This is a genomic window from Pontimicrobium sp. MEBiC01747 (assembly GCF_053601635.1).
Map to the genome: position 1 here is coordinate 1 of NZ_JBSHNS010000058.1, position 7466 is coordinate 7466.

Genomic DNA, 7466 nt, shown 5'->3' on the forward strand with positions numbered 1-7466 from the left:
CATTACCTCTTTAATTGGTGCGCCAGTAGTGGTTTGGTTATTGGTTAGAAAAAAGAAAATGGTATTTTAAATGAAAAATGAAAAAACGCTAAATTATAAATGCAAAACTACTTAGTACTAACTACTTGATACTTGAAAAAAGAAAATGCCCACAGACAAAACCAATAACATATTAACCACCCAAAATTTAACAATAGGTTATGCTTCAAAAAAAGTAGAGACCTTGATTGCATCTAATATTAATTTAGAACTATATCAAGGCGAACTTATTGGTTTAGTAGGTGCCAACGGTATTGGTAAATCTACATTATTACGAACACTTACACGTGTACAAGAACCTATACATGGTAATATTTTAATACAAAATAAGCCTATAAACAGTTACAACGCTGTAGATTTAGCCAAAGTATTAAGCTTAGTTTTAACCGAAAGTGTAAGCTCTAAAAATTTGTCTGTTTTTGAATTAGTCGCTTTAGGAAGACAACCCTATACAAATTGGGTTGGTAATTTGTCTGAAACCGATATAGACATTACAAACAACGCCTTAGCGCAAGCAAATATCAAGGATTTAAAACATAAAAAATGCTACGAGCTTAGCGACGGGCAATTACAAAAAGTCATGATTTCACGTGCCTTAGCACAAGATACCTCACTTATTATACTAGATGAGCCTACAACACATCTAGACATGTACCATAAAGCCTATATATTAAAACTGCTACAAAAGCTAACCAAGGACACCAATAAAACCATTTTATTCTCGTCTCACGAAATAGATTTAGCCATACAATTATGCGATAAATTAATTGTTATGTCCAAAGATGGCATAATTACAGATACGCCTAAAAACTTAATTAAGCAAGGTGCATTTAATAGTCTGTTCCCAGAAGATTTAATTGTTTTTGATGAAACGATGGGGAGTTTTAGGGTGAAAAAATAATTCTTCTTTATTTTTTATTGATTAATATTAAATAAATTAAAGCAAAACAATTGTTTATTAATAAATGATATAAGAAGAAAAAAATCCCATCTTTAATAAACAAACAGATAATTAAAAAAACAATTGAAGGGAACATAAACCTTAAATAGATACTCCATTTACTATAATGACTTTTAATATCAAAATAGACTAGGTAAAGAATAATTATTAAAGCTGAATAAGGTATTGATATAATATAAATTAATTCTCCATCTCCCTTTGGCTTCAAGATAAATAAAATATATAGTAAAGGAATAATGAGATTAAACACTAAAGCCGAAATATAATATTTAACAATTTTAGGTTTCATATTTGTGCGATAATTCACATATAAAATCTCTTAATTTTTAAATTGATATTATACGCTTCGCTTCTCTTAATAACTTCTAAAATACTACTTCAATCTTAAACACAAAAAAATTATCTTTGGTATAAATTAAAATTATAAATGACCGACAACCTCATCCTCATTATAGCAATCCTAGTTTCCGCAGCAATTGGAGGCTATTTAGGCATGTTATTTACAAAACTAAAAAGTAAAACAGAAAAAAGCACCTTAGAAGAGCGAAACCAGAATTTGCAACAACAATTCAATGACTTCAAACAGTTTTCGGAAATAGAAAACCAAAAACAAAACGACGCTTTTAATTCTCAATTACAGGAGTTAAAAGATACGATTATAAAGGTTGAAAAAGAACGCGATATCTTTAGAGACGAACGTGAAGGTTTAAATATAGAATTAGCCCAACGAAACTCAGAATTTGAAAACTTACAGCAACTTAACCTAAAGCGTGATGCCGAATTAGAAGAACGTCAAGAACAATTACGTAAAGACTTTGAGTTGTTAGCAACAAAGATTCTGGATGAAAAATCGGAGAAATTCACCCTTCAGAATAAAGAAAACATTAAAAATATATTACATCCACTACAAGAGAAAATTCAGATTTTCGAAAAGAAAGTAGACGACACCCAAAAGGAAAGTATTAGTTTACACTCTGCCTTAAAAGAGCAATTATTAGGCTTAAAAGATTTAAACCAGCAAATGACTAAAGAAGCCAATAACCTAACTAAAGCCTTAAAAGGCGATAGTAAAATGCAAGGTAATTGGGGAGAACTCGTTTTAGAACGTGTACTTGAAAAATCTGGATTAGAAAAAGACAGAGAATATTATGTACAACAAAATTTTACGTTAGATGATGGCTCTCGTGTATTACCAGATGTGGTATTACACCTACCAGATAATAAAAAAATGATTATAGATAGTAAAGTATCTTTAACCGATTACGAGCGTTATGTAAATGTAGAAGATGAAGAGCGAGCATTACATTTAAAGGCACATATAAACTCTATAAAGCGCCATGTAGAACAACTATCTGCTAAAAACTATCAAGATTTATACGATATAGAATCTCCAGATTTTGTATTACTGTTTATCCCTATAGAACCCGCTTTTGCCATAGCAATAAACGAAGATAATTCGCTGTATAACAAAGCTTTTGAGCGTAATATAGTTATCGTTACACCTTCTACCCTATTAGCTACTTTACGTACTATAGATACCATGTGGAATAACGAAAAACAGCAGCGTAATGCCATAGAAATAGCAAGACAAGCTGGAGCTTTGTACGATAAATTTGAAGGCTTAGTAAAAGATTTAACAGGTGTTGGTAAAAAACTAGATTCTGCAAAAACAGATTATTCTGCAGCAATGAATAAATTAGTAGACGGAAGAGGCAACTTAATTACTAGTGTAGAAAAATTAAAGAAAATGGGAGCTAAAGCAAAAAAAGCACTCCCTGAATCTTTTATAAAACGTGCCGAAAGTAATGAAGATTAATGAAAATTTAATCTATAAATGGACATTACGTTTTCAATACATATGGCCTTTTTTAGCTGGAGCTGCTGTAACTGCTCCGGGAATTAGTGGTCTTTTAGGTTTTGAAACAATTATAGACGTTCCAGAAGCAAATCTCTTTTTTTCCATTATAATGGTAATTATTGGTATAGCACTTATTATTGCTGGTTTTTACAAAATGAGAGAAATAGAATATTATATAAAAAAACATAACCTTTAAACTTAAGTATAATGAATACCTATAAACCTGTAGACGCTTCTCGTATTAGTATTTCTGAACTTATGTTACCTTCTCACTCCAATTTTAGTGGAAAAATTCATGGTGGTTATATTTTAGGACTAATGGATCAAATAGCTTTTGCATGCGCCTCTAAACACTCTAAAACCTATTGTGTCACAGCGTCTGTAGACACTGTAGATTTTTTAGCACCAATTGAAGTTGGTGAATTAGTTACCATGAAAGCATCGGTAAATTATGTTGGGCGTACCTCTATGGTAGTTGGCATTCGTGTTGAAGCAGAGCATATTCAATCGGGGAGCATAAAACATTGTAATTCGTCTTACTTTACTATGGTTGCAAAAAACGAAGCTGGCCAATCTGTAGAAGTTCCTGGGTTAATTTTAAACGATAAACAGGAAGTGAAACGTTTTTTAAAAGCATTAAAACGTAATGAAATGAAAAAACAACGCCAGTTGGAGTTCGATCATCAAAACTTTTCATTAAAAGATTACCTTAATCAATTAGAAAAATACAAAGTAAAGATAGAACTCCCTGATAATTATAGCGAATAACACCAGTTTTTAATTATTAAATTACTGCTTAACAAAGCGTTTGGTAAACTGTTTACCAGATACATCTTCAATTTTTATTAAATATACTCCACTTTGTAAATTAGATACAGCTATAGATTTATACTTTGTTTTTAAAACTTTTTTTCCATCTAAAGTATAAATAGAGATAGTGTTTAGCTCAGTTGGAATTGCAATGTTTAAAGTATGTTTTGCAGGATTAGGGTATACTGCAATAGTTTCAATAGCAAATGTAGAGACAGACAATGTAGCGCAATTTGTTCCGTAAGATGCAACAGCATCTTTATTAGTCCAATTAGCATCACTGTAAGCAACATTATCTACTTCAATGCAAAGTAAATTTGGATTATTAGTTACAACAAAATTAGCGTTTATTATATTAGTATTATTTCCGTTTGCAATAGTTAAACTACTCAAATTATTGTCATTACAGATAGCACCTACTAAAACAGAATTAAAAGAAAGATCTAAAGCAGTTAAGTCATTATTGTCGCATACTATTGCTTGTAAGTTTATATTATTAGTAACATTGAGTGTATTAAAAATATTGTTACTACAGTACAATACAAACAAATTGGGGCTATTAGTTAAATCTATACTAAAAATATTGTTATTTTGAATAAATAACTGCTCTAACAATACCGCATTAGAAGTATCCAATGCATTTAAACTATTATCGTTAGCTAATAATTCTTGTAAACCCGTATTGGTAGAAATATCCAAATCTACTAAACTATTAAATTGGCAAAATAATCTGTTTAAATTTGTAAGGTTAGTAATATTTAAAAAGCTAATTGTGTTATTGTTACAAAACAACTGCGTTAAACTAGTATTCGAGGTAACATCTAAACTCGATAAACTATTATTATCGCAAGCTAATCCCAAAAGTCCTGGGTTGTTAGAAACATCTAATGCAGTTAATACATTTTCAGAAACAATAAGAGATTCTAAACTTGAAACGTTAGTTAAATCGATAGTTGCTAGTTGATTATTTTTTAATTGTAAATCTTTTAAATTAGGAGTACCACTAATAGTAATGGTGTTAATTTGATTATCATTAACGATAACCTTCTCTATAGCTGTCATACCTGTTAAATCAAGACTTGTTATTTGGTTATTACTTGCTCTTAGCTCTGGTATACTTGTAAACGCTTCCACTCCTGTTAAATCTGATATATTTAAATTACCAAGGTTTAAAATGAATGAATATGCAGCCGCTTCACTACATTGTATTTCGGTATCTCCATTAGTATTTATATTACCATTATTAACTAATGCCGACTTAAAATTAGCATCTAGAATAGTAACGACACAGTTATTAAATTCACATGAATTTAAAGAATGAGCAGGTATAGTATTTGCTATTACTATATTACAGATAAATAGAGTAACGTATAGCATTATAGTTTTCATAATATATTTTTAGGGACTAAATTACGAGGTCCTTAAATGTATCTACCCTATTAGTTTCTAAAAAGTGATTATGGGTTTCTAAAGCAAAACATTAAAACTAGTAGTACTTTTTAAAAACATTAATTATTAAGTCCTTAATATTTTTTATATTACTTAAAAAAACATCTTTATGAAAAAACTCTATTGGATTATTCTATTAATAGCTGTTATAGGAGGCTATCTAGGATATAGTTACATCTATCAAGACCATCGAGACATCGATGCCGAAAAACCCGAATTTATAGTAACTTCTGATGCTATTGCTAAAGAATTTGCAGAAGATGCTACTACAGCAGAAACCAAGTATTTAAATAAAACAATTATGGTCTCTGGTAATATAACAGAAGTCAATGCAAAAGATCTTACAATAAATAATACTCTTTTTTGTAATTTAAGTGAAGGTAATGAGACTACTAAATTTAAAATAAACGATAACATAACCATAAAAGGGCGCTGTATAGGTTACGATGACTTATTAGAGCAAGTTAAATTAGATCAATGCAGTATTAAAAACTAAACAAAAACTATGAAGAAATTACTATTTATTATTCTTTTTCTCCCATTAACCATCTTCGCTCAAGATGATTTATTAGATGAAATAGATACAGATGACAATGCTAACAATTATGCTTCGGCAAGTTTTAAAGGTCTAAAGATTGTAAATTTTGAATCTACTAAACTCGTTGCAAAAAAAGAATTAACCTTTGTAGTCTCTCATCGATTTGGGAGTTTAGAAAATGGTTTAGACAACTTTTTTGGACTAGATGATGCCGTAACACGTTTAAATTTTGTTTATGGTTTAACAGATGCTATTAATGTTAGTGTCTCTAGAAGTTCTTTCCAAAAAATATACGAGGGGGCTTTAAAATATAGATTAACGAGGCAACAAGATAATGGTTTCCCTTTTACTATGGTTGGTTATAATTCTGTATATATTAATACAGGTTTAGAAAAAGCAAACTTACCTAAACTAAAATTTAAACACCGTGTTGGCTATACCGCGCAATTATTAATAGCTAGAAAAGTAAGTAAAAAATTAACATTAGAATTAGCCCCAACTTTTTTCCATGATAATTTTGTTGTTTTAAACGAGCAAGACAACTCTCAATTTGCTTTAGGTATGGGTGGTCGCTACAAATTAGGTAAACGTTGGTCTTTTAATGCAGATTACGGATGGCATTTAAACAGAGCTAGTAACTCTCCATTTAAAAATCCGTTATCTATTGGTTTCGATTTAGAAACTGGAGGACATGTATTCCAAATGCATTTAAGTAACTCTCAAGCTATGAATGCTAATGGCTTTTTAGGTCAAGCAACAGGAGATTGGGGAGATGGAGATATCTATTTCGGATTTAACTTAAGCAGAAACTTCTAGTCACAAAAAAAATTAAACTTATGAAAAAAATAACCTACATACTTTTCTTATCCTTATATGCCTTTATGGCTTGCGATAATGCAAGTGAAGACGATTTAACTGAACCTATAGTAATAGAACCTAATGTATTTGTTACTTACGATGCTAATGTAAAATCTATAATAGATAATAATTGCATTTCTTGCCATAACAATCCTCCAATAAATGGTGCATCTACATCTTTAGTAACTTATAATGATGTAAAAACTTCTGTAGAGAGTATTAATTTAATTAATAGAATTTCTGCTCAGGCTGGAGACGCTGGAGCCATGCCATTAGGAGGCCCAAGGTTACCGCAAAATTTTATAGATATTGTTGTACAATGGCAAGCAGATGGTTTGCTAGAGAATTAAATGGAGCTTTGGCAAACTATTTGATTACTTATTAATAAACTAAAAGATTATGAAAAAAATAGCATTTGTAATAGCCTTAGCATTTACATCCTCTGTAGCTTTGGCTCAAAAATATTACACAAAAACAGGAAGCACTACTTTTGAAGCTTCTGTACCGGCCGTAGAAGAAGTTAAAGCGACAAATACATCCACTACTGCCATTATAAATACTACAAATGGTGACTTTGCTGCGTTGGTATTAGTAAAAGGTTTTCGTTTTAAAAATGCTTTAATGGAAGAGCATTTTAATGAAAATTATGCCGAATCCGACGATTTCCCTAAGGCGACTTTTAAAGGTAATATTGCTGATTTTGATGTTTCTAAACTTTCTAAAACAGCCACCGAATACAGTTTTAATGGTTCTTTAACCTTTCATGGAAAAACGAAACAATTAAACAACGAAAAGCTAAGCTTAGCTATGCTAGACGGAAAAATAACGGTTACAGGTGATTTTACTGTGACTGTTTCAGATTTTGATATAGAAATTCCTAAAGTTGTCAGTGACAAATTATCAAATAACGTAAATGTTAGCTACAATTTTGAATTGAACAAAAAATAGTTTAG

9 protein-coding genes are annotated in these 7466 nt (G+C 30.4%); 8 read left to right on the plus strand and 1 reads right to left on the minus strand.

The genetic code is table 11. From position 1 onward, the window contains the following. Positions 1 to 145 precede the first annotated feature (145 nt). From ACVC2P_RS00900 to ACVC2P_RS00915, 4 genes are all read left to right on the plus strand, one after another. The gene (locus ACVC2P_RS00900; protein ID WP_452596601.1) at positions 146 to 940 is read left to right on the plus strand and encodes an ABC transporter ATP-binding protein; all 795 of its coding nucleotides are present in this window, start codon (positions 146 to 148) and stop codon (positions 938 to 940) included. A 487-nt stretch (positions 941 to 1427) separates the two neighbouring features. Beyond that, entirely contained in the window at positions 1428 to 2816 is a 1389-nt protein-coding gene (rmuC, locus tag ACVC2P_RS00905) for a DNA recombination protein RmuC (protein WP_452596602.1), read from the plus strand. Continuing rightward, positions 2806 to 3054, plus strand: coding sequence for a hypothetical protein (locus tag ACVC2P_RS00910; RefSeq protein WP_452596603.1), 249 nt, complete (start codon positions 2806 to 2808; stop codon positions 3052 to 3054). Before rmuC ends, ACVC2P_RS00910 begins: the two co-directional genes overlap by 11 nt. 11 nt (positions 3055 to 3065) lie before the next feature. After that, positions 3066 to 3626, plus strand: coding sequence for an acyl-CoA thioesterase (locus ACVC2P_RS00915; RefSeq protein ID WP_452596604.1), 561 nt, complete (start codon positions 3066 to 3068; stop codon positions 3624 to 3626). 21 nt (positions 3627 to 3647) lie between these two features. On the opposite strand, the gene ACVC2P_RS00920 is transcribed toward ACVC2P_RS00915, so the two are convergent. Further along, positions 3648 to 5057 (minus strand): T9SS type A sorting domain-containing protein, encoded by a 1410-nt coding sequence (locus ACVC2P_RS00920; RefSeq protein WP_452596605.1) that lies wholly within the window; start codon positions 5055 to 5057, stop codon positions 3648 to 3650. 169 nt (positions 5058 to 5226) lie between these two features. On the opposite strand from ACVC2P_RS00920, the gene ACVC2P_RS00925 reads away from it, so the two are divergent. Genes ACVC2P_RS00925 through ACVC2P_RS00940 form a run of 4 tightly spaced genes read left to right on the plus strand, consistent with a single transcriptional unit; the run spans position 5227 to position 7461 of the window. Then, positions 5227 to 5613 carry an OB-fold protein gene (locus ACVC2P_RS00925; protein ID WP_452596606.1) on the plus strand — a complete coding sequence of 129 codons (387 nt, stop codon included), beginning with the start codon at positions 5227 to 5229 and terminating at the stop codon, positions 5611 to 5613. Positions 5614 to 5622: 9 nt separating this feature from the next. Beyond that, positions 5623 to 6471, plus strand: a complete 849-nt coding sequence (locus ACVC2P_RS00930; RefSeq protein ID WP_452596607.1) for a DUF5777 family beta-barrel protein — start codon at positions 5623 to 5625, stop codon at positions 6469 to 6471. 20 nt (positions 6472 to 6491) lie between these two features. Next, entirely contained in the window at positions 6492 to 6863 is a 372-nt protein-coding gene (locus ACVC2P_RS00935) for a hypothetical protein (RefSeq protein ID WP_452596608.1), read from the plus strand. Positions 6864 to 6912: 49 nt separating this feature from the next. After that, complete coding sequence (locus tag ACVC2P_RS00940; protein ID WP_452596609.1) at positions 6913 to 7461, plus strand: YceI family protein; 549 nt, start codon at positions 6913 to 6915, stop codon at positions 7459 to 7461. The last annotated feature ends 5 nt before the right edge of the window (positions 7462 to 7466 follow it).

Bases quoted from the DNA above. Each gene is read 5' to 3' on its own strand.
- ACVC2P_RS00925 (WP_452596606.1), top strand. From the start codon at position 5,227: ATGAAAAAACTCTATTGGATTATTCTATTAATAGCTGTTATAGGAGGC.
- ACVC2P_RS00915 (WP_452596604.1), top strand. From the start codon at position 3,066: ATGAATACCTATAAACCTGTAGACGCTTCTCGTATTAGTATTTCTGAA.
- ACVC2P_RS00930 (WP_452596607.1), top strand. From the start codon at position 5,623: ATGAAGAAATTACTATTTATTATTCTTTTTCTCCCATTAACCATCTTC.
- ACVC2P_RS00935 (WP_452596608.1), top strand. From the start codon at position 6,492: ATGAAAAAAATAACCTACATACTTTTCTTATCCTTATATGCCTTTATG.
- ACVC2P_RS00910 (WP_452596603.1), top strand. From the start codon at position 2,806: ATGAAGATTAATGAAAATTTAATCTATAAATGGACATTACGTTTTCAA.
- rmuC (WP_452596602.1), top strand. From the start codon at position 1,428: ATGACCGACAACCTCATCCTCATTATAGCAATCCTAGTTTCCGCAGCA.
- ACVC2P_RS00900 (WP_452596601.1), top strand. From the start codon at position 146: ATGCCCACAGACAAAACCAATAACATATTAACCACCCAAAATTTAACA.
- ACVC2P_RS00940 (WP_452596609.1), top strand. From the start codon at position 6,913: ATGAAAAAAATAGCATTTGTAATAGCCTTAGCATTTACATCCTCTGTA.
- ACVC2P_RS00920 (WP_452596605.1), bottom strand. From the start codon at position 5,057: ATGAAAACTATAATGCTATACGTTACTCTATTTATCTGTAATATAGTA.